This is a genomic window from Micromonospora sp. PRAS1 (genome assembly GCF_059553435.1).
Genome location: NZ_JCANNB010000013.1, coordinates 80493 through 101997 on the forward strand (window position 1 = coordinate 80493; position 21505 = coordinate 101997).

23 protein-coding genes are annotated in these 21505 nt (G+C 71.6%); 15 read left to right on the plus strand and 8 right to left on the minus strand.

Annotated elements, in window-relative coordinates:
* Window positions 1-5: 5 nt before the first annotated feature.
* On the plus strand, window positions 6-809 hold the full coding sequence (locus AC507J_RS14725) for a class I SAM-dependent methyltransferase (protein ID WP_496289712.1): 804 nt from the start codon (window positions 6-8) through the stop codon (window positions 807-809).
* Window positions 810-883: 74 nt separating this feature from the next.
* Here AC507J_RS14725 and AC507J_RS14730 read toward each other — a convergent pair whose 3' ends face one another.
* Complete coding sequence (locus AC507J_RS14730; protein ID WP_496289713.1) at window positions 884-1966, minus strand: UDP-N-acetylmuramate dehydrogenase; 1083 nt, start codon at window positions 1964-1966, stop codon at window positions 884-886.
* Between the two features lie 71 nt (window positions 1967-2037).
* Here AC507J_RS14730 and AC507J_RS14735 point away from each other — a divergent pair, with 71 nt between their 5' ends.
* The 8 genes from AC507J_RS14735 (at window position 2038) to AC507J_RS14770 (ending at window position 10184) form a co-directional block, all read left to right on the plus strand.
* Window positions 2038-2802: a maleylpyruvate isomerase family mycothiol-dependent enzyme gene (locus tag AC507J_RS14735; RefSeq protein WP_496289714.1), complete on the plus strand. Its 765-nt coding sequence runs from the start codon at window positions 2038-2040 to the stop codon at window positions 2800-2802.
* Between the two features lie 185 nt (window positions 2803-2987).
* Complete coding sequence (locus AC507J_RS14740; protein WP_496289715.1) at window positions 2988-4292, plus strand: ABC transporter substrate-binding protein; 1305 nt, start codon at window positions 2988-2990, stop codon at window positions 4290-4292.
* Window positions 4293-4409: 117 nt separating this feature from the next.
* On the plus strand, window positions 4410-5417 hold the full coding sequence (locus tag AC507J_RS14745) for a carbohydrate ABC transporter permease (RefSeq protein WP_496289716.1): 1008 nt from the start codon (window positions 4410-4412) through the stop codon (window positions 5415-5417).
* Window positions 5414-6247, plus strand: coding sequence for a carbohydrate ABC transporter permease (locus AC507J_RS14750; protein WP_496289717.1), 834 nt, complete (start codon window positions 5414-5416; stop codon window positions 6245-6247). The genes AC507J_RS14745 and AC507J_RS14750 overlap by 4 nt, the downstream gene beginning before the upstream one ends.
* The gene (locus AC507J_RS14755) at window positions 6244-7614 is read left to right on the plus strand and encodes a GH1 family beta-glucosidase (protein WP_496289718.1); all 1371 of its coding nucleotides are present in this window, start codon (window positions 6244-6246) and stop codon (window positions 7612-7614) included. The genes AC507J_RS14750 and AC507J_RS14755 overlap by 4 nt, the downstream gene beginning before the upstream one ends.
* 19 nt (window positions 7615-7633) lie before the next feature.
* Window positions 7634-8641 (plus strand): LacI family DNA-binding transcriptional regulator, encoded by a 1008-nt coding sequence (locus tag AC507J_RS14760; RefSeq protein WP_496289719.1) that lies wholly within the window; start codon window positions 7634-7636, stop codon window positions 8639-8641.
* A gap of 97 nt (window positions 8642-8738) precedes the next feature.
* Window positions 8739-9149 carry a RidA family protein gene (locus AC507J_RS14765; RefSeq protein WP_496289720.1) on the plus strand — a complete coding sequence of 137 codons (411 nt, stop codon included), beginning with the start codon at window positions 8739-8741 and terminating at the stop codon, window positions 9147-9149.
* 81 nt (window positions 9150-9230) lie between these two features.
* Window positions 9231-10184 (plus strand): endonuclease domain-containing protein, encoded by a 954-nt coding sequence (locus tag AC507J_RS14770; RefSeq protein WP_496289721.1) that lies wholly within the window; start codon window positions 9231-9233, stop codon window positions 10182-10184.
* 155 nt (window positions 10185-10339) lie between these two features.
* On the opposite strand, the gene AC507J_RS14775 is transcribed toward AC507J_RS14770, so the two are convergent.
* The gene (locus AC507J_RS14775; protein ID WP_496289722.1) at window positions 10340-10855 is read right to left on the minus strand and encodes an O-acetyl-ADP-ribose deacetylase; all 516 of its coding nucleotides are present in this window, start codon (window positions 10853-10855) and stop codon (window positions 10340-10342) included.
* Between the two features lies 1 nt (window position 10856).
* Window positions 10857-11633 (minus strand): EI24 domain-containing protein, encoded by a 777-nt coding sequence (locus AC507J_RS14780; RefSeq protein WP_496289812.1) that lies wholly within the window; start codon window positions 11631-11633, stop codon window positions 10857-10859.
* A gap of 173 nt (window positions 11634-11806) precedes the next feature.
* On the opposite strand from AC507J_RS14780, the gene AC507J_RS14785 reads away from it, so the two are divergent.
* From AC507J_RS14785 to AC507J_RS14805, 5 genes are read left to right on the plus strand one after another with little or no spacing between them, the layout of a single operon-like run.
* Window positions 11807-12715 carry an ABC transporter ATP-binding protein gene (locus AC507J_RS14785; RefSeq protein ID WP_496289723.1) on the plus strand — a complete coding sequence of 303 codons (909 nt, stop codon included), beginning with the start codon at window positions 11807-11809 and terminating at the stop codon, window positions 12713-12715.
* Between the two features lie 10 nt (window positions 12716-12725).
* Complete coding sequence (locus AC507J_RS14790) at window positions 12726-13460, plus strand: ABC transporter permease (protein ID WP_496289724.1); 735 nt, start codon at window positions 12726-12728, stop codon at window positions 13458-13460.
* Between the two features lie 40 nt (window positions 13461-13500).
* Window positions 13501-14772 (plus strand): sensor histidine kinase, encoded by a 1272-nt coding sequence (locus AC507J_RS14795; RefSeq protein WP_496289725.1) that lies wholly within the window; start codon window positions 13501-13503, stop codon window positions 14770-14772.
* Window positions 14769-15419 carry a response regulator gene (locus tag AC507J_RS14800; protein WP_496289726.1) on the plus strand — a complete coding sequence of 217 codons (651 nt, stop codon included), beginning with the start codon at window positions 14769-14771 and terminating at the stop codon, window positions 15417-15419. Before AC507J_RS14795 ends, AC507J_RS14800 begins: the two co-directional genes overlap by 4 nt.
* 4 nt (window positions 15420-15423) lie before the next feature.
* Entirely contained in the window at window positions 15424-16407 is a 984-nt protein-coding gene (locus AC507J_RS14805; protein WP_496289727.1) for a helix-turn-helix transcriptional regulator, read from the plus strand.
* On the opposite strand, the gene AC507J_RS14810 is transcribed toward AC507J_RS14805, so the two are convergent.
* The 5 genes from AC507J_RS14810 to AC507J_RS14830 form a co-directional block, all read right to left on the minus strand.
* A complete protein-coding gene (locus tag AC507J_RS14810) occupies window positions 16398-17312 on the minus strand; it encodes an SDR family oxidoreductase (protein WP_496289728.1) in 915 nt (304 codons plus the stop codon). The two genes, AC507J_RS14805 and AC507J_RS14810, sit on opposite strands and share 10 nt — an antisense overlap.
* A 183-nt stretch (window positions 17313-17495) precedes the next feature.
* A complete protein-coding gene (locus tag AC507J_RS14815) occupies window positions 17496-18383 on the minus strand; it encodes an alpha/beta fold hydrolase (RefSeq protein WP_496289729.1) in 888 nt (295 codons plus the stop codon).
* Window positions 18380-18694, minus strand: coding sequence for a DUF2516 family protein (locus AC507J_RS14820; protein ID WP_341717814.1), 315 nt, complete (start codon window positions 18692-18694; stop codon window positions 18380-18382). The genes AC507J_RS14815 and AC507J_RS14820 overlap by 4 nt, the downstream gene beginning before the upstream one ends.
* A gap of 117 nt (window positions 18695-18811) precedes the next feature.
* Window positions 18812-19804 (minus strand): hypothetical protein, encoded by a 993-nt coding sequence (locus tag AC507J_RS14825; protein ID WP_496289730.1) that lies wholly within the window; start codon window positions 19802-19804, stop codon window positions 18812-18814.
* Window positions 19804-20493, minus strand: coding sequence for a helix-turn-helix domain-containing protein (locus AC507J_RS14830; RefSeq protein WP_496289731.1), 690 nt, complete (start codon window positions 20491-20493; stop codon window positions 19804-19806). The genes AC507J_RS14825 and AC507J_RS14830 overlap by 1 nt, the downstream gene beginning before the upstream one ends.
* Before the next feature lie 111 nt (window positions 20494-20604).
* On the opposite strand from AC507J_RS14830, the gene AC507J_RS14835 reads away from it, so the two are divergent.
* Entirely contained in the window at window positions 20605-21402 is a 798-nt protein-coding gene (locus AC507J_RS14835) for an alpha/beta fold hydrolase (RefSeq protein ID WP_496289732.1), read from the plus strand.
* Window positions 21403-21505 lie beyond the last annotated feature (103 nt).

The following is a 21505-nucleotide window of genomic DNA, read 5'->3' on the forward strand; positions in this document are numbered from 1 at the left end:
GCGCGATGGCCAGACCCGCCCGGCCACTCGGCGTGCCGACCCGGGGCACCACCAACCCCAACCGGCTGCGTCGGATGGACAACTGGATCGTCGAGACCTGCGCCGAGGCGCTGCGGGGCGCGGCGGACCCGATGGTGGTCGACCTCGGCTACGGTGCGACCCCGGTGACCGCGGTGGAGCTGCGCGCCCGGCTCGCCGCGCGGGTCCGCGCCGACGTACGGGTGGTCGGCCTGGAGATCGATCCGGTACGCGTCGCCGCCGCCCAGCCCGCCGCCGACCCGCCCGGCCTGACCTTCGCCCGGGGCGGGTTCGAGTTGGCCGGATTACGCCCGGCCCTGGTCCGGGCGGCGAACGTGCTACGCCAGTACGACGAGAGCGAGGTGGCCGGCGCCTGGGCCACGCTCACCGCCCGGCTGGCCCCCGGCGGGCTGGTCGTGGAGGGCACCTGCGACGAGTTGGGGCGACTCGGCGGCTGGGTGCTGCTCGATGCCGACGGGCCACGCTCACTGACCCTGGCCGCCCGACTGACCACCATGCATAGCCCGGCCGAGTTGGCGGAACGGCTGCCCAAGGCGCTGATCCACCGCAACGTCCCAGGTGAGCGAATCCACGAGCTGATCCGGGCGCTGGACGACGCCTGGCGGGCCGCCGCCGGCTACGCCCCCTTCGGCCCCCGCCAACGCTGGCTGCACAGCGTGGCCGCCCTCCGCGCCCAGGGCTGGCCCGTCCTCGACCGCCCTCGCCGCTGGCGCCAGGGCGAAGTCACGCTCCCCTGGCCCTCCGTCGCCCCTACCCATTCACCCCGTTGATCATGAAGTTGTTGCCAAGGAAAGCCCTTACCCCGGCTATAACTTCATGATCAACGGGGTAGAGGGCGGGTGGGTCAGATGGTGCAGTTGATGAGGACGGGTTCCGGGTGCAGGGTGACACCGAAACGGGCGTGAACGCCGTCGCGGATTTCGCGGGCGAGGGCCAGGAGGGCCCGGGTGCTGGCGGCGCCGGTCGGGTTGGTGAGGGCGAGGGTGTGCTTGCTGGAGATGGCGACGCCCTCCGGGCCGGGGTAACCCTTGCCGAAGCCGGCCTTGTCGATCAGCCAGGCCGCGCTGACCTTCACCACGCCCCCGGTGCCCGGCCAGGCCGGCGGCTCCCCGAGGTCGGCGGCGCGCTCGCGCAGCAGCTCGTAGTCGGCGCCGTCGAGCACCGGGTTGGTGAAGAAGGAGCCGACCGAGCGGGTGTCCGGATCGGTCGGGTCGAGCACCATGCCCTTGCCGGCACGCAACCGCAGCACCGTGGCGCGGGCCTGCTCCAGTGGCACCCGGTCGCCGACCTCGACGCCGAGCGCCCGGGCCAGTTCCGCGTAGCGCACCGGACCGGAGAGCGGCGACCGGGTCAGCCGGAAGTCGACCGAGAGCACCACCCAACGCTCGCTGTACTTGAAGATGCTGGCCCGGTAGGCGAAACCGCAGTCGGCCGCGGCGACCCGACCGACCGTGCCGGCCCGGCGGTCGTAGACCTGCACGCCGGTGATGGTCTCGGCGACCTCCTGCCCGTACGCCCCGACGTTCTGGATCGGGGTGGCTCCGGTCGAGCCGGGGATGCCGGAGAGACACTCCAGGCCGGACCAGCCGTTCGCCACCGTGGCGGCGACCAGTTCGTCCCACGGCTCACCGGCCTCGACGCGGATCGTCACCGACTGCTCCTCCTCGGCCAGCACCCGCAGGCCCCGGGAGCGGACCAGGACCACGGTGCCCGGGAAGCCGACGTCACCGATCACCACATTGCTGCCACCGGCGAGCAGGAGCAGGTTCTCGCCCGCCTCGCGTACCCGGGCGACGATTTCCTCGGCGCTGGTGGCGGGGACGATCCGACCGGCCGGGCCACCGAGGCACAATGTGGTGCATTGCGACAATTCGCCCGGGGTGACGGGTTCAGCGGCAGCTGTCGGCTGGGCGTAGACGTCAGACACACCTTTCACCCTAGGCTGAGGGGTAGCCGCGGCACCCCACAGGTGGTCCGGTCACCCCCGGGAGGATGGCGATGAGCAGAATGCACGGCACCAAGGACTTCTGGATCGGTGCGCTCCGGGCGGAGGGCCCGGCGTTCGCCGCCGCGGTGGCCGAGGCCCCACCCGAGACACCTGTGCTCTCCTGCCCCGGCTGGACGGTGACCGATCTGACCCTGCACCTCGCCGGCATCTACCGCTGGGTCCGCACCGTCGCCGGCTCGGGCGAGAGCTCGCCGCCGGAGCAGCCCCGGTCGCAGCGCCCCGAGCCCGTGCCGGGGGTCACCGCCGTGCAGCAGTGGCAGCAGGCGTACGACGAACTGATGGCGCTCTTCGAGACGCTCGACCCGGAGGCACCGGCGTGGAACTGGGCTCCGCAGCCGAAGCGGGCCGGCTTCTGGCCGCGCCGGATGGCGCACGAGACGGCGGTGCACCGCTGGGACGCCCAGCTGGCCATCGCCGCGGGTGAACCGATCGAGGCGAAGCTCGCGGCCGACGGGGTCAGCGAGGTGCTGGACACCTGGCTGCCGGCGGGTCGGCGGGCGGCGAGCGGGCAGTGGCGCGGGATGGTCCGGCTCAGCGCCACCGACGCCGCCCAGGAATGGTTCCTGCGGCTGCGCGGCGAGGGCGTCGCCCTGCTGGACACCGGCACCATCCTCGATCACGACGAGCACCCCGCCCGGGTGCACGTCAGCGGCACGGCGAGCGACCTGCTGCTGGCGCTCTGGGGACGGGTCAGCTTCGACACGCTGACCGTGGCCGGCGACCGTGCCCTGCTCGACGGGGTACGCACCGGCTGACCGCTCATGCGGGATTGAGTTGGGCGCGACGAGCGGCTCTCCGACCGGGAGGGCCGCTCGTGGCCATTCTGTGACCTCGCCGAGAGAGCGCTCTCTTGACACCGGTCAGGGGCGGACCGCAGGCTACGTGAGAGCGCTCTCAGACTCATCCCACCACCACCCCACCTGAGAGGGGTCACCAGAAAATGCGCACATTTTCCCGCCACCGCCGCGCTGCGGTCGCCCTGGCCGCCGCTGGCGCGTTGCTCGTCACCAGCGGTTGCAGCAGCGAAGACGCCGCCGGCGACGGCCAGATAACCCTCACCGTCGACGTCTTCGGGCAGTTCGGCTACGAGCAGCTCTACCAGGAGTACATGGCCGCCAACCCCGGCGTGAAGATCGTCGAGCGGGGCACCGGCGGCAACCTCGACGAGTACTCGCCGAAGCTGACCCAGTGGCTGGCCGCCGGGAAGGGCGCGGGCGACGTGGTCGCCATCGAAGAGGGCCTGATGGTCGAGTACAAGGCCAACCCGAACAACTTCGTCAACCTGCTCGACCACGGCGCCGCCGAACTCAAGGGCAACTTCCTGGAGTGGAAGTGGAACCAGGGGCTCACCGCCGACGGCCAGCAGCTGATCGGGCTCGGCACCGACGTCGGCGGCATGGCGATGTGCTACCGCACGGATCTGTTCGCCAAGGCCGGGCTGCCCACCGACCGCGAGGAGGTGTCCAAGCTCTGGCCGACCTGGGAGGAGTACATCGCCACCGGTGAGAAGTTCAAGGCGGCGAACACCGGCGCCTCGTTCCTTGACGCGGCCACCAACACCTTCAACACAATCGTGCTCCAGACCGCAGGCAAGGCGCAGGGCTACCACTACTACGACACCAGCGACAACCTGGTGGTGGAGAGCAACCCGGCGGTCAAGCAGGCCTGGGACACCACGATGAACATCATCAACGCCGGCCTCTCCGGCAAGTACGGCTCCTGGTCCGAGGAATGGGTCTCCGCCTTCAAGCAGGCCAAGTTCGCCACCATCGCCTGCCCCGCCTGGATGACCGGCGTCATCGAGGGCAACGCCGGGCCGGAGGCCAAGGGCAAGTGGGACATCGCCCGGGTGCCGGGCGACGGCGGCAACTGGGGCGGCTCGCACCTGGCCGTGCCGGCGCAGAGCAAGCACCAGGCGGAGGCGATCAAGCTGGTCAAGTTCCTGACCAGCCCGCAGGGCCACATCGGCGCGTTCAAGGCCAAGGGGCCGCTGCCCTCGTCGCCGCAGGCGCTGGAGGACCCGGCGATCACCGAGGCCACCAACGCGTACTTCTCCGAGGCCCCGGTCGGCAAGATCTTCGGGGAAGGTGCCAAGACCCTGAAGCCGGTCTACATGGGCCCGAAGAACCAGGCCGTACGGACCGAGGTGGAGAACGCGGTCCGCACCGTCGAGCTGGGTCAGCGCAACCCCGACCAGGGGTGGCAGGACGCGATCGCCAACGCCAAGAAGGCCGCCGCCAAGTAACCGGCCCGACGCCTCCCCACCCCGTCGCCGATCCACTGCCGTGTCGCGTCCGTCCCGGGCGCGGCGACCGGCCGGAGGATCGGCGCGGGGCGGGGGCGGGAAAGGAGTCAACGGGTCATGGCGTTGCAGCTCAACGCGCGCCCACCGGCCGCACCGGCACCGCGTACCACCCGCCCGGCGAGTTCCGGCCGGCTGAGCCGGATCGACGCGAAGTACTCGCCCTACCTCTACATCGCCCCGTTCTTCCTGGTCTTCGCGATCTTCGGGGCCTGGCCGCTGGCGTACACCTTCTGGGTCTCGCTGCACGACTGGGACCTGCTCGGTACCGATCCCACATTCATCGGTGCCGAGAACTACACCCGGCTGCTCGCCGACGGCGACTTCTGGCACTCGGTGGTCAACACCCTCGGCATCTTCCTGATCAGCACCGTGCCGCAGCTGCTGCTGGCGCTCTGGCTGGCCAACCTGCTCAACCGGCGGCTGCGCTTCCGGACCGGCTGGCGGATGGCGGTGCTGATCCCGAACGTGACCTCCACGGCGGCCGTGGCGATCGTGTTCGGCGTGCTGTTCGGCCGCGAGTTCGGCATGGTCAACTGGCTGCTCGACCTGGTCGGCGTCGACGGGATCGAGTGGAAGTCCAACCGGTTCGCCTCCTGGATCGCCATCTCCGCGATGGTCGACTGGCGGTGGACCGGCTACAACGCGCTGATCTTCCTGGCCGCCATGCAGGCCATCCCCCGCGACATGTACGAGGCGGCGGCGATCGACGGCGCGAACCGGGCGCGACAGTTCTGGTCCATCACCGTGCCGCTGCTCAAGCCGACGATCATCTTCTGCGTCATCATCTCCACAATCGGCGGGCTCCAGCTCTTCACCGAGCCCCGGTTGTTCCACTCCGGCACCAACGCGATCCGGGGCGGACCGCTGCGCGAGTCGCAGACCCTCACCATGTACATGTTCGAGAACGCATTCGCGCCCTACTACAACTTCGGCTACGGCTCGGCGGTGGCCTGGCTGCTCTTCGCCCTGATCGCCATCGTCGCGGCGATCAACGTACTGATCATCCGCCGGCTCGGTGCCGGTGCCCGGCCGGACACCGGCAAGCGGAAGGGCAGAACCCGATGAGCAAGCTGTGGCGGGCAAGCCCGCTCACCTACTTCGCGCTGATCGCCGCCACGGTCCTGTCGATCTTCCCGATCTACTGGATGTTCGTGGTGGCCAGCCGCTCCAGCGACGCGATGGGACAGCTGCCACCGCCAATGACCCCGGGCGGCAACCTGGGCGCCAACATCGCCCGACTCTTCGCCAACACCGACGCGTACTTCCTGACCGGGCTGATCAACTCGGCGATCGTGGCGACCACTGTCACCATCTCGGTGGTCCTCTTCTCCAGCCTGGCCGGCTTCGCCTTCGCCAAGCTCCGGTTCCGGGGCAGCAACGCGCTGCTGATGGTCATCATCGCGACCATGATGGTGCCCACCCAACTCGGCATCATCCCGTTGTACATGCTGATGACGAAGTTCAACCTGAACGACCGGCTGCCCGCGGTGATCCTGCCCGTCCTGGTCACCGGATTCGGGGTGTTCATGATGCGGCAGTACGCGGGCCAGGCGGTGAGCACCGAGTTGATCGAGGCGGCCCGGGTGGACGGCTGCGGCACCGCCCGGATCTACTGGAACGTGGTGGTTCCCGCGCTGCGTCCGGCCGCCGCCGTGCTCGGCCTTCTCACCTTCATGACCACGTGGAACGATTTCCTCTGGCCGTACGCGGTACTCAACGATCCGGAGAACCCCACCGTGCAACTGTCCCTGCGGGCCCTGTCCGATGGTTATTACCAAGACATGTCCCAGGTGTTCACCGGTACGGCCATCGCCACACTGCCGCTGCTGCTGGTGTTCGTCGTGTTCGGCCGCCAGATCATCGGCGGCATCATGGAAGGTGCGGTCAAGGCGTGACTGAGCTTCGATTTCCCGAAAACTTCCTCTGGGGTGCGGCCACCGCGGCGTACCAGATCGAGGGCGCGGCCCGCGACGACGGGCGTGGCGAATCGATCTGGGACACCTTCAGTCGTACGCCCGGCAAGGTCCACGCCGGGCACACCGGCGACGTCGCCTGCGACCACTACCACCGGTACGCCGACGACGTGGCGCTGATGGCGGAGCTGGGGTTGCAGGCGTACCGGTTCTCGGTCTCCTGGCCCCGGATCCAGCCGGACGGCAGCGGCCCGGTCAACCCGCGCGGCCTGGACTTCTACGACCGGCTGACCGACGCGCTGCTGGGCCGGGGCATCGATCCGATCGTCACCCTCTACCACTGGGACCTGCCGCAGACGCTTGAGGACCGGGGCGGCTGGACGGCCCGGGAGACCGCCGAGCACTTCGCCACCTACGCCTCGGCGGTGTACGCCCGACTCGGCGACCGGATCGGCACCTGGACGACGCTCAACGAGCCGTGGTGCTCGGCGTACCTCGGTTACGGCAGCGGGGTGCACGCGCCCGGGGTGCAGGATCCGGGTGCCGCCTTCGCCGCCGTGCACCATCTGCTGCTCGGGCACGGCCTGGCGGCCCAGGCGCTGCGCGCCGCCGGTGCCGGCCGGGTCGGCATCACGCTCAACCCGGCCGACGTACGCCCCGCCGACCCGAACAGCGCCGCCGACGCCGCCGCCGTACGCCTGGTCGACGGCCTCCAGAACCGGATCTTCCTCGATCCGCTGCTGGCCGGCGGCTACCCCGACGACGTCCGCGAACACGTCGCCCGGCTCGTCGAGCCGGTGTTCGTGCAGGACGGCGACGAGAAGATCATCGGTGCGCCGATCGATCTGCTCGGGATCAACTACTACGCACCCACCTACGTGGCCGGGCGGCCGGACGGCGCGGGCGGTGGTGGCACGTTCCCGGGCACCGAGGGGGCAGTGGAGTTCCTGCCGCCGGTCGGTCCGCTCACCGACATGGGCTGGATGATCGAGCCGGCCGGGCTGACCCGGCTGCTGGAGCGGATCGCCACCGACTACCCGGCGGTGCCGCTGCTGATCACCGAGAACGGCGCGGCCTTTCCGGACAAGACCGCCGACCCGACCAGCCCGTTGCAGGACGCCGACCGGATCGCCTACCTCGACGGCCACCTGCGCGCGGCGCACGAGGCCATCGCCCGGGGCGTCGACCTGCGCGGCTATCTCGTATGGTCATTGCTTGACAACTTCGAGTGGGCCGAGGGGTACCGAAAGCGATTCGGCATCGTGCACGTCGACTACCTCACCCAGCGGCGTACACCGAAGTCCAGTGCCCGGTGGTACCAGGAGGTGATCTCCCGGAACGGGCTGTGACGAGGTGGTGGTAACTCCTATGACGGGGGCGCAGCGGCCCACTCTGGAAGCGGTGGCACGGCGGGCCGGAGTGTCCCGGGCCACCGTCTCCCGGGTGGTAAACGGCTCGACCACGGTCGCCGAGCCAATCCAGGAGGCAGTCCGCCAGGCGGTGGCCGAATTGGGGTACGTGCCGAACCTGGCCGCGCGCACCCTGGTCACCCAGCGGACCGATTCGATCGCCCTGGTCATGCCCGAAGAGGCCACCCGGGTCTTCTCCGACGACCAGGTCTTCCCGGGGATCATCCGGGGCGCCGCGCAGGAGCTGGAGGCCGCCGACAAGCAGTTGGTGCTGATGCTGGCCGGTTCGCCGGCCGGGCACGAACGGGTCGAGCGGTACACCACCGGCCGGCACGTCGACGGGGTGCTCTTCGCCTCGCTGCACGGCGCCGATCCGCTGCCCGCCAAGCTCGCCGCGCTGGGCATCCCGGTGGTGTGCAGCGGTCGCCCGCTGGACGGCGCGGACGTGCCGTACATCGACGTCGACCAGGTCGGCGGGGTCACCCGGGCGGTACGGCACCTGATCGAGAGCGGCCGGCGACGGATCGCCACCATCGCCGGCCCGCAGGACATGGTCGCCGGGATCGAACGGCTGGCCGGCTACCGCGACACGGTGGTCGCCGCCGGGCTGCCGGAGATGGTGGCGCTCGGCGACTTCACCAGGGAGTCCGGGGCGGCGGCGATGCGCGAGCTGCTCGCCGCCCACCCCGACCTGGACGCGGTCTTCGCCGCATCGGACCTGATGGCGCACGCCGCCATGCGTACGCTGCGCGAGGCGGGACGGCGGATCCCGGACGACGTGGCGGTGGTCGGTTTCGACGACATCGAGACCGCCGCGTACACCGATCCACCGCTGACCACCGTCCGGCAGCCGATACTGGAACTCGGCCGGCAGGGCACCCGGCTGCTGCTCCGCCTCGCCGCCGGCGAGCAGGTCGAGCCCGCCCTCATCCTCCCCACCGAACTGGTCATCCGCGAATCCGCCTGAGGTGTAAGGAAGGGCCCCCGGTTAACGCCTCGGGTATAGGAAGGGCCCCCTTTTAACAGGTCGCCACGGGCGATCCCGGGCGGCTAACCTGCCGCCCATGCCCCATCCGGTACGACTGCCGCACGTTCCCGCGCTCTCCGACGTCGCCGAGTACGCCTACCTGGCCACCGTCGATCCGCCCGCCCGCCTGGTCTTCACCGCCGGCGCCTGCCCGCTGGACGCCGACGGTCGGACCGTCGCCCCGGGCGATCACGCCGCCCAGGCCCGGCAGGTGATGGCGAACCTAAAGACCGCCCTCGCCGCCGCCGGCGCACGGCTCGCCGACGTGGTCAAGACCACCGTGTACGTGGCCTCGTCGCGGCAGGAGGACCTGGTCACGGTCTGGGAGGTGGTCCGGGACGCCTTCGGTGACCACGATCCGCCCAGCACCCTGCTCGGCGTGGCCGTGCTCGGGTACGCCGACCAACTCGTCGAGGTCGAGGCGGTCGCCGCCGTACCGGCCACCTGATCCAACGCGGGACAGCTACTGGGTGCGTTTGTTGTCGCTGGGACGACAACAAACGCACCCACATTGCGGTGCAATCGACCGGTGCGAATACCGAGGGACGACGCGAGCGCCCTGCAATGGTTGCTGTTCGAGCAGGCAGGGATGCTCAGCTGGGCACAGGCGAGCGCCGAACTGACCCCGGCGAAGGTACGGCACCTGCTGGCAACCGGCCGCTGGAGCCGGGTCTGTCGCGGCATCCTGCGGGCGGCGCCGCCCGGTGAGCCGTACCGCCCGGAGCAGGCGTGGTGGGTGGCGGTGCTGGCTGCCGGACCGGGCGCAATGCTCGCCGGGCTGGCAGCGGCGACGGCGGGCGGACTGCGGGGCAACTGGCGGTGCGAGACGGTCGACGTGCTGGTCCCTCATCACCGTCGTCAGGCCGACCTGCTGCGCCGGTTGCCGCTGGGCCTGCCGGCAGTCCGGGTGCGGCGGACCCGTCAACTGCCGGCCGAGGACCAGCAGCGAGGTCGGCCTGATCGGACCTCGATGGCACGATCCCTGCTGGACGCGGCGCAGTGGGCCGGCACCGACGAGCAGGCGCAGCGGGTCCTCGCGGCGGGCTGCCAGCAGCGGCGGGTGAACGCGACGGAGATCGCGATGGTGCTGGAGCGGATGCCTCGGGTCCGCCGGCACGCCCTGATCCGGCAGACGCTGGACGACATCGCCGGTGGCGCGGAGGCCCTCTCCGAGATCGACCTGGTCCGGCTCTGCCGGCGGTATGGGCTTCCGGTGCCGACCTCGCAGCAGCAGCGCCGGGACACCGACGGGCGGCTGCGCTACCTGGACGCCTACTGGCCACAGTGGCGACTGCACGTGGAGGTCGACGGCGCGCATCACATGGATGTCCGGCACTGGGCAGCGGACCTACGTCGGCAGAACCGCATCTGGATCGAAGGCGACCGCATCCTGCGGTTCACCGCCTTCGACGTCCGCCACCGCCCCGACGAGGTCGCGGCCCAACTCCGCGCCGCCCTGACGGCGGCCGGCTGGCCCGGTTGATCGCCAACAGCACCCACCCGCTCTGGGTGCGTTTCTTGTCGCTGGGACAACAAGAAACGCACCCAGAGCGGGTCGGCAGCACCGGCAGCGTGGTGACGTACCGCGGGCGGGGGGGCTGGCCGGGCTGGCGAAAACTGCCGAGCGAGAACGATGGGTCAGCCGGTCGCGTAGACCCGTTCGGCGATGGCGTGGGTGTCGGCGCCGAACAGCACCAGCCGGGCCTCGGTGAGGTGCGCCGGAGCCGCCGCGCGCAGCACCGACAGGGCCTGGCGGACCGCGTCGTCGACCGGCCAGCCGTAGATTCCGGCGGAGATGAGCGGGAAGGCGATGCTTGTCGCGCCGAGTTCGTCGGCGACGGCGAGGCTGTTGGCGTAGCAGTCGCGCAGCAGTGCCGAGCGGTCCTCGCTGGCGGACCAGACCGGTCCGACGGTGTGCACCACCCAGCGGGCGGGCAGGTTGCCGGCGGTGGTCGCCACCGCCTGGCCGGTCGGCAGTCCCCGGCCGTACCGGGAGGCGCGCAGCGCCTGGCACTCCGCGAGGATCGCCGGTCCGCCCCGGCGGTGGATCGCGCCGTCGACGCCTCCGCCGCCGAGCAGCGACGAGTTCGCGGCGTTCACCACCACGTCCACCCGCTCGGCCGTGATGTCCCCCTCGACCAGGATGGTCTCCATGTCACCCCTCCGTGATCGGTTGGCCGAGTGAGCGGCGGGCCAGCAGGGTGGCACCGGCGACCGCGGCCGGCATGAGCAGTACGGCCCCGAGCGGGATCAGGAAGCAGACGAAGACCGCCATCCCGAAGCCGAGCGCGGTCGGGCGATCGGCCTTCAGCGCGGCGCGGCGGTCCGGCAGCCGCTTGCCTCGCCGGTAGAAGGGCGAGCCGACCAGCTCCACGGCGAGCAGCCAGCCGCCCACCGCCGCGCCGATCACCGGCACCACGGTCTGCCCGAGCAGCGGGATGAACCCGGCCGCGAAGAGCGGGATGCCGACCAGCGCCGCCAGGCCCATCAGGCGCAGCGAGTCGACGATGCTGCGCCGCAGCGACGGCCAGAACGGCACCTCGACCGAGTCGGACGCGCCGCCGTACCGCTCCTCCACCTGCTCGGAGATCTTCTCGTAGAACGGGTCGCCGATGACCAGGGTGACGGCGGTGAAGGTGAGCACCGCGAGCAGGCCACCGAGGCCGAGGAAGGCAAGCGCCGCGATCACCCGGACCGCGCTCCGGGCCCCCGCCGCCCAGTCGTCGGCGAACGGGGTCACCGCGGCGGCCAGGTCACCGACGAAGAACACCAGGGTGACGTACGCGGCGACGAAGAGCGTGCCGGAGATCAGCGCCGGCACCACGCCCAGCAGCATCAGGCCGGGATTGCGTACGTACAGTCCGATGCCGCGCAGCAGCAGCGCGGCGCCGCCGGCGAACCGGCGAGCGGTGCCCACGGCGGTGCCGGGGATCGCGGATGGCTTCACGCCGAGAAGCCTAAGGCCTGACCGCCGCATCAACCGGTTGACGGATCGGTGGGGTCAACCGCAGCCAACCAAGATCACCTACAGCTGGTCGATTCGTCGCCGGCCCCTTCGCCCGACCCTTTAGTGGTACCCGGAACACGGCGGCGAAAGGCGGGGCCATGCCGGTCATCGAGGTGTCCAACCTGCACAAGCGGTACGGCGAGACCGTGGCGGTGGACGACGTGTCGTTCGACGTCGCGGCCGGTGAGATCTTCGGCGTCCTCGGGCCCAACGGTGCCGGGAAGACCACCACCGTGGAGTGTGTCGCCGGGCTGCGCGTCCCAGACGGGGGAGAGGTGTCGGTCCTCGGGCTCGACCCTCGCCGGGACGGCGCCCGGCTGCGCCGACAGGTCGGGGTGCAGCTCCAGGAGAGCCAACTGCCCGACCGGCTCCGGGTCGCCGAGGCGCTGGAGTTGTACGCCTCGTTCTACCGCGACCCGGCGGACCCAGCGCAGCTCATCGACGAGCTGGGGCTCGACAGAAAGCGGAACACCCCGTACGACAAGCTCTCCGGTGGCCAGAAGCAGCGGCTCTCCATCGCGCTGGCGCTGGTCGGCAACCCGAAGATCGCCATCCTCGACGAGCTGACCACCGGGCTGGACCCGCAGGCCCGCCGGGACACCTGGGGCCTGATCGAGCGGGTCCGCGAGCGCGGGGTGACCATCCTGCTGGTCACCCACTTCATGGAGGAGGCCGAGCGGCTCTGTGACCGCCTCGCCGTGATCGACAAGGGGCGGGTGGTGGCCCTGGACAGCCCGGCCGGGCTGGTCTCGGCCGTGGCACCGGAGCAGCGGATCCGGTTCCGGCCGTCCGCACCGCTGGACGACCGGCTGCTCACCGAACTGCCGCAGGTCTCCGCCGTGACCCGCAGTGGCACCCAGGTCGTGGTGACCGGCACCGGCGACGTGCTGCACGCGGTCACCTCGGTGCTCGCCCGCAACCAGATCATCGCCGCCGACCTACGGCTGGAGCAGGGCACGCTCGACGACGCGTTCGTCGAGCTGACCGGGCACCGGCTCGCCGACTGAGGGGAACACCATGCACGCCTTCGGCCAGATCCTCAAGACCGAGACGAAGCTCTACCTGCGGGACGTCCCGACGCTGCTGCTCACCGTCGCACTACCCACCCTGATCCTGGTGGTGCTCGGACTGATCCCGGCACTGCGCGAGCCGAGTCCGGACTTCGGCGGAGCCTCCTTCGTCACCTACTTCACCCCGTCACTGCTGGTGATCACGCTGGCGATGATCGGGGTCAACGCGCTGCCCACCGTGCTGGCCACCTACCGGGAACGTGGCATCCTGCGGCGGCTGGCCACCACCCCGGCCAGTCCGCTGGCCCTGCTGACCGCCCAACTCGTACTGGCGCTGGCCAGCATCCTGGCCAGCGCGGTGCTCCTGGCGGTGGTGGCCCGGTTGGCGTTCGGTTCCCCGCTGCCGCAGCATCCGCTCGGCTTCGTGGCGGCCCTGCTCCTCGGCACGGTGGCGCTGCTCGCACTGGGACTGCTTGTGGCGGCGGTCGCGCCCACGGCCAAGGTCGCCCAGTCGCTGGCCGTCCCGGTGTTCATGGTCATCATGTTCTTCGGTGGGGCGTACCTGCCGAGGTTCCTGCTGCCCGACTTCCTGGCCGAGATCGGCGCGTACACGCCGCCCGGTGTGCAGGCGCTGCTGGACGCCTGGACCGGCACCGCACCGGACCCGCTGCACCTGGGGATAATGGCGGTGGTCGCGGTGGTCGCCGGTGCAGCCGCGGCGAAACTGTTCCGCTGGGAGTGAGCGGGGATCCGATGACCTGCGGCGGCGAGAGCAGGGACCGATGAGCGGCAAGGGCGCAGGCGGCGACGTACTGGCCACCTGGAAGGCCCGGGAGGCGGCGCTCTACCGGGTGCTGCCCTACGGCGGGCTGGCCCTGGGCACGCTGCTGACCGTCGTCACGTCGGCACCCCGCGGCCTCCCGCTGCCGCTCACCCTGGCCGTCGTCGCGGCGGCCGCCGGCTGGGTCGCCTGGTTCATCACCCTGCATCCCGGCTGGCAGACCCGGCGCGCGCGGATGGCGGTCTACTACGCCGGGCTGCTCACCTTCGGCGCGGTGCTTGTGGTCGCCAGCCCGTGGTACGGCTACTTCGCCTGGATCGGCTACCTGCACGCCTTTCCGGTGCTGACCTGGCGGTGGCGGATCGCCGGGGTGGCCGTCACCGCCGTGCTGGTCGCCACCGCGCAGGGCGGGGGCACCGCCGCCGCCATCTCGGACTGGCGGCTCTGGCTGGTGCTGGTGCTCTTCAATTCGCTCGTCGCCGGCGCGGTGATCTGGTTCAGCATCGTCGCCGAGCGGGAGGACGCCAAGCGCAAGCGGCTGGTGGCGGAACTCGCCGCCGCCAACCGACAGCTCACCGAGACGGCACGGGAGAACGAGGGGCTGCACGCGCAACTCATCAACCAGGCCCGGGAGGCGGGTGTGCTGGACGAGCGGCAGCGGATGGCCCGGGAGATCCACGACACCCTGGCGCAGGGGCTGACCGGCATCATCACCCAACTGGAGGCGGCCGGGCAGACCCGGGACCGCTCCGCCGACTGGCGCCGGCACGTGGACAACGCGCTGGCCCTGGCCCGGGAGAGCCTCACCGAGGCCCGCCGCTCGGTGCGCGCCGTCCGCCCGGAACCGCTGGAGACCGCCCGGCTGCCCGACGCGTTGAGCGAGCTGGGCGGTAGGTGGTCGGCCCTGCACGGGGTGTCGGCCAGGGTCAGCACCACCGGTACGCCCCGACCGCTGCATCCGGAGATCGAGGTGACCCTGCTCCGGGCCGCCCAGGAGGCGCTGGCCAACGTGGCCCGGCACGCGGCGGCGTCCCGGGTCGGGCTGACCCTGTCGTACATGCCGGACGTGGTCACGCTGGACGTCCGCGACGACGGGTCCGGCTTCGACGCCAGTGCCGGCTCGGTGCCACCGCAGCCGGACGGCGGGTACGGGCTGACCGCCATGCGGCAGCGGGTGACCCGGGTCGGCGGTCGGCTGGAGATCGAGTCCGAGCCCGGTGCCGGCACGGCGATCTCGGCTTCCGTACCGGCGCTGCCCGGAGGTGCCGGTTGACCGGGCCGGTACGACTGCTGATCGTCGACGACCATCCGGTGGTGCGGGACGGGCTACGCGGCATGTTCACCGGCGACCCCGGGTTCGAGGTGGTCGGCGAGGCGGCGGACGGTGCCGAGGCGCTTGTGATGGTCGTCAACAGCAGCCCCGACGTGGTGCTGATGGACCTGCGCATGCCGGGGATGGACGGGGTGACCGCGATCGGCCGGCTGGTCGCGTCGGGCAGTCCGGCCAAGGTGCTGGTGCTGACCACGTACGACACGGACGCGGACGTGCTGCCGGCGATCGAGGCGGGTGCCACCGGCTACCTGCTCAAGGACGCGCCCCGCGACGAACTGGTCCGGGCGGTACGGGCCGCCGCCCGGGGTGAGTCGGTGCTCTCGCCAACCGTCGCCGGTCGGCTGATGGGGCGGCTACGCGCGCCCAACCAGCCGGCCGGGGAGCCGTTGAGCCAACGCGAGTTGGAGGTGCTCACCCTGGTGGCGCGTGGCTCGTCGAACCGGGAGGCGGCGGCCCGGCTCTTCATCAGCGAGGCCACCGTCAAGACCCATTTGCTGCACGTCTACGCCAAGCTCGGCGTCAACGACCGGGCGGCGGCGGTGGCCACCGCGTACGACAGGGGTCTGCTCACCCCCGGGGGCCGGTGAGCGGATGCGTGCCTCGCGGTTGATCTCGCTGCTGCTGCTGTTGCAGTCGCGGGAGGCGATGACGGCGGCCGAACTGGCCCGGGAGCTTGAGGTTTCCGAGCGGACGGTCTACCGGGATGTCCTGGCGCTCTCCGCCGCCGGAGTGCCGGTCTACGCCGACCGGGGTCGGGCCGGCGGCTACCGGCTGCTCGGCGGTTACCGGACCCGGCTGACCGGGATGACCCGGGACGAGGCGGAGGCCCTCTTCCTCGCCGGCCTGCCCGGTCCGGCCGGCGACATGGGGCTCGCCGACGCGGTAGCGGCGGCGGAACTCAAGGTCCTCGCGGCGTTGCCGCCGAGCCTGCGGGACGCCCCCGTCCGCACCGGCCAGCGGTTCCACCTGGACGTGCCGGGCTGGTACCACCGCAGCGCGCCGCCGGCCTGGCTGGCCGAGCTGGCCGGCGCGGTCTGGGCGGACCGGGTGATCACGCTGAGCTACCGGCGCGGCGACCGCGAGGTGACCCGGCGGGTCTGCCCCTACGGCCTGGTGCTCAAGAGCGGCATCTGGTACCTCGTCGGCCGGGTCGGCGACGACCTGCGGACCTACCGGGTGGACCGGGTCACCGCTGTCGAGCAGCACGAGGAGACCTTCGACCGGGAGCCGGGCTTCGACCTGGCCGGGTACTGGCGGGAGCAGGCCGAGGCGTTCCTGCGGAGCATGCTCCGGGCCGAGGTGCGACTCCGGCTGAGCCCCACCGGCCTGCGCCGGCTCAAGCACCTGACCGACATCCCGTTCGGGTACGCGGAGGCGGTCGCCGCCGCAGGCGAACCCGACGGGCAGGGCTGGGTGACGACCCGCCTACCCGTCGAATCCGTCGACGTGGCGTACACCCAACTGCTGGCGTTGGGTCCGGAGGTGGAGGTGCTCGACCCGCCCGAGCTGCGCACGTTGCTGGCCGAGGCGGCGTTCCGGTCCGCCGCGCGCTACTCCTGTGACGGTCAGCGGTAGCCGGTGACGTCGGCGGGTTTGCCGGCGTCGACCACCTCGGTGATGTAGCGGAACGCGTCCGGCCGGCTGCCGTCGACGTCGGTGAAGCCGTAGACCTTGGCCAGGTCACCGGCGGAGACCGACCGGCCGCTCCAGCGGGCCCGGTCGGAGTCACCGGCGAGCGCGGCGACCGCCCGGCCGACGAACGCCGGGGTCTCGGAGATGAGGAAGTGCGGGTCCTTTGCCGCACCGTCGCGCCAGTTGGCCTCGGTGACACCGAAGTGCTCCAACATCGCCTCCGACCGTAGCCAGCCCGGGGTGAGCGCCACGGCGGTGCCGTCGTACGGCTTCAGCTCGTGCGCCCAGCTGAAGGCGAGCCGGTTGACCGAGGTCTTGGCCAGGTCGTAGAAGACCGAGAGCCGGTAGTTCCGCTCGTTGTACGCCGCCGTGCCGTCGCCGATCTCCACCACCAGGCCACCGGGGCGGCGGGTCAACAGCGGCAGTGCGAAGTGGCTGGTGATGATGTGGGTGTCGACGGCCAGCCGCAGCGTACGGAAGCCGGCGTCCAGCGGCTGCTCCCAGACCGGCTTCTCCCAGGTGATCAGTGGATCGGCGCCCCACACGTCGTTGACCAGCACGTCGAGTCGGCCCTGTTCGGCGTCGATCCGCGCGACCAGCGCCCGCACCTGCTCGGGTACCAGGTGGTCCACCCGGACCGCGATGCCGGTGCCGCCCGCCTCGGTCACCAGCTCGGCGGTCTCCTCGATGGTCTCCGGCCGGTCCAGTTCCGAGCGGCCGGCCCGGCTGCTACGGCCGGTGGCGTAGACGGTGGCCCCCGCAGCGCCGAGTTGCACGGCGATCTGCCGCCCCGCGCCCCGGGTCGCCCCGGCCACCAGCGCCACCTTCCCAATCAACGGTTTAGTCATGGGGCGCAGGTTGCCAGGGATACCTGACAACTGAAGTCAGCTTTTATCGGTGGAAGTGCCCGCCGGTGTTCCGGGATTCCGGTGTTCCGGGATTCGGTGGTCCGTTGTTCCGTTGTTCCGGTGTTCCGGGATTCGGTGGTCCGGGATCCCGGGATTCCGGTGTTCCGGCCTGTGACGGTGCGACTATCCGTTGAGAAAGCCGGAGATCCGTTCCCGGAGGTCGGCGCGTTCGGTCCACAGCACGCCGGGGCGGGCGTACCGGTGCAGGGTGGCCCGGGGCAGCGCGGCGGCGAGTTGCTCGGCGACCTCCACCGGGTGCACTTCGTCGCCCTCGCACGCGATGACCAGGGCCGGCGCAGTGACTGCGGCCAGCGCCCCGGCGGCGGCGAGCGGCGCCTGCCCAGGCAGGTCGGCGAGCCCGGCCGCGAGCCCGTCCCGCAGCAGGTGGTCGAGTCGCTGCCGCAGGTACGCCCAGCCGGCCGGGGTGTTGCGTACCGCCGGTGGCAGCTCGGCCGCGACCACCTCGGCGACGGTCGAGGCGTCGCCGCTCTCCACGGCCGTCAGCAGCTCGGTCAACCGCGTCCGGGCGATCGGACCCCGGGGCTGGTCGAGGGCGGCGGGGAGGAAGAAGACGAGCCGCTCGAAGCGCTCCGGGCTCTCCACGAGCAGGCGACACAGCGCGCCCGCGCCGAGACTCGCCCCGAAAGCCCGGGTCGCGCCGCTGAGATCGGCTACCGCGCGCAGGTCCCGGGCGAGGTCGAGATAGCTCCACAGCCCCTCGGGCGCCTCGGACCGGCCATGACCCCGGAACTGGAAGAAGACCTTCCGACCGGCGACGCCGCTGCCGAAGGGACGGGTGGTGGCGATGCCGTTGCCCAACCCGTGGGCGAAGACGGTGACCGGGTCACCGGTGCCGGTGACCAGCCGCTCCAGCCGTACGCCGTGCGGCGTGGCGACCAACTCGGTCTCCGGTTCGGGTAGCGCGGGTCGACCGTTGCGGGGGCCACCCGGGCCGGGACCCCAGGTCCGCGGGCCGCCGTCCGGTGGCGGCGGCCAGCGGAAGGACCTCACCAGGACCCTCGACCGTCACCCAGTTCGCGCAGCCCGACCCGGACATCGAGCAGATAGATGAGCGCCGCGGCGATGCCGATCAGTCCGAAGATGCTGAGCGTCGTCTGGGTGAGCAGGGTGAGCAGGAGGGTGACCGCGAGGATCGCGATCCACCCGGCCTTCGGCAGAGTACCGATGGCGGGGAAGGCGTCGGAGCGCTGCGTGATGGCGTGCACGAGGGCGATCCCCTGCACGACGAGCGCGAAGACGAAGAGGATCAGGTCGATCACGTAGCGGATGTCGAAAACGAAGATCGGCGCGGCGTTGGCCATGACGGCAAGCTTATGCCGACGACCCCGGATCCGTCCGACAGGACGGCCCCGGGGTCGCCGGCGGCTCGCGAGATCGGCTGGCCACACCACCGCGCGCCGGGCCGCTTCGCCCGATGGTCACTCGGCGGCCGGACGGCTCCGCTTGGTGGCCCGGGGCAGCTTCGCCGACGGGGCGGCGGCGGTCCGCTTCGCGGCCGGCTGCCCGGGAGTCGCCTTGGCGCGGGTGGCCTTCCTGGCAGCCTTCGCGGCGGGCTTGGCCTCGACGACCTCGGCCACCTCGGCCGGGCTCGGCACCTCGGCCGACTTGGCGGTCCCGGTCGACTTGGCGGTAGCGGCCCGCTTGGCGGTAGCGGTCGGCTTGGCGGTAGCGGTCGGCTTGACGGCAGCGGTCCGCTTGGCCGCCGGCTTGGCGGTCACGGCCGGCTTCGCGGTCGCGGTCGCCGCCGGCTCGGCGTCGGCGGTCGCGGCCGGCTCGGCGGCGTTCTCCGTCGTGGCCGCGGTGGCCTCGATGTCGGCGTTCACCGTCTCGGCGGCCTCGAGCACGCCGGTGCCGACCACCCGCTCGCCCCGCGCGACCAGCGCGCCGTAGGCGGCGAGCGCCCGCTCCTGGGCGGCGTGCGCACCGGCGACGACCACCGCCGCGTTGCGGGTGGCCAGGCTCCGCAGCCGGTCCAGGTCGGCGACCTCACGGAGCCGGTTGACGTCGGCCGCCTCGCGCAGCTTGGCCAGATCGGCCGCCTCGCGCAACCGGTTGAGGTCCGCCGCCTCGCGCAGCTTGGTCAGGTCGGCCGCCTCGCGCAGCCGGTTGAGGTCGGCCGCCTCGCGCAGCTTGGCCAGGTCGGCGGCCGGGGCGGCGGCCCTCTGTCGCAGCGACCCGGTGGTCAGGTTGGCGTTGCGCAGCGTGTCGTTGGCCTTCTGGCGCAGCTCGAAACCGGTGACCACGGCCTTGCCACCGAGGTCGTTGACCACCCGGCCACCGTCGGCGACGACCCGGTCGCGCAGTTCGCTGACCACGGAGGGCAGCTTGCGAAGCTGCTCGAAGGCCAGCTCACCGGCACCGGCGGCGGCGTAGAGCGGAGCGGGGATGCGGTTGGTCTTCGGCTGGGTCATCACTTCTCCTCATCGGCCGTCGCGGCGGCCTTGCGGACCACCTTGCGGGTGGCCTTCTTGGCAGGGGTGCGGGGCGGCGCTGGGGCCGGACCCGCCTCGGTCACGGCAACCGACTCGAGAACTGCCTCGGTCGGGGTACCTCCCGCGGTGGTGGGCCCGGTCGCGGCCAGGTTGGCCACGTCGGGTGCGGTGAGGTCGGGACTGGTGGAGCCACTCACGTCGGTCGCGGTGCCCGCACCGGGGAACCCGGCGGTGGTGGGGGCACCCGCGGCGCCGGCAGAGCCGGCAGCGGCGGCGTTGGCGTTGGCGGCGCCCTCGGGGCCGGCGGCTGCGGTCGCCTCGGCGAGCCGGGCGTTCTCCCGGCGGAACGTCTCGTAGATCTGGGTGAGCGACTGCTTCTGGGCCATGGTCAGGTCCGGATCGACCGCGATGGCCGCCAACACGCCCTGGCCCTCCTTGTCATCGAGCAACCCGGCTCGCAGGTACATCGCCGGGGTGGAGACCCGCAGCGCGCTGGCGAGCTGCTGGAGAACCTCCGCACTGGGCCGACGCAGACCCCGCTCGATCTGACTGAGATAGGGGTTGCTGACGCCCGCCTGCTCGGCGAGCTGCCGCAGCGAGATTTTGGCATTCCGCCGCAGGTCACGAATGAACCCGCCGACGTCGGGAAGGTCCTTGGGAGTGGCCATGGCTCAACGCTAGCTCGCCCTGCTAGCAGCTGCAAGCAGAATGCTTGCCGGAGTTAGCAGCGTCTCATTGCCCGGTTGCGCGCCACTCGTAGCCGGCCGTACGGTCCTGCGGTGACCAAGATCGAAGTAAATGGCGCGGCGCTGGCGTACGACGAGGCCGGCGCCGGATCCCCCGTCGTACTGCTGCACGCCGGCATCGCCGACCGGCGGATGTGGCGGGAGCAGATCGAAGCGCTGGCCACCCGGCACCGGGTGATCGCTCTGGACCTGCGCGGCTACGGCGAGTCCGAGTTGCCGCCGACGGCGTTCGCCCACCACGACGACGTCGCCGGCCTGCTCGACGCGCTCGGCCTGGCCCACGCCGCTCTGGTCGGCTGCTCGTTCGGCGGGGCGGTGGCGATCGACACCGCCCTGGCCCACCCGGACCGGGTCAGCGCGCTCGCCCTGCTCGGCAGCGCGGTCTCCGGCCACGAATGGTCGGACCAGACCAACGACCTGTGGGAGAGCCTGGTGGGTGACGTCGACCCCGAGGATTTCGCCGCCACCGCGGCGGGCGAGGTGCGCTTCTGGGTAATCGGTCCGGAGCGGGCTCCGGAGCAGGTCGATCCGGACCTGATCGCCTTCGCCACCGCGATGGACGAACGCGCGCTCGCCGCCGAGCTGGCGCTCAGCGCGGTGGACGTCACCGAGCTGGACCCGCCTGCCATCGGCCGGCTCGGGGAGCTGACCATGCCGGTGCTGGTCACCGCGGGCGCGGCGGACGTACCCGACATCCGCCACCTGGCCGACCACATCGCCGCCACGGCACCCCGGGCACACCGACTGCCCGACGTCCCCGACGCCGCCCACCTACTCCCCCTGGAACGCCCCACCCCCATCAACACCGCCCTCCAAACCTTCCTCCCCTGACACCACCCCGCAAGCCCCGCAACCCCCGCAACCCCCGCCGATCTTGCACTTTCGGTCGGGACAAATGGCTGCAAATGGTGCAGACAAGCGACCACGAGTGCAA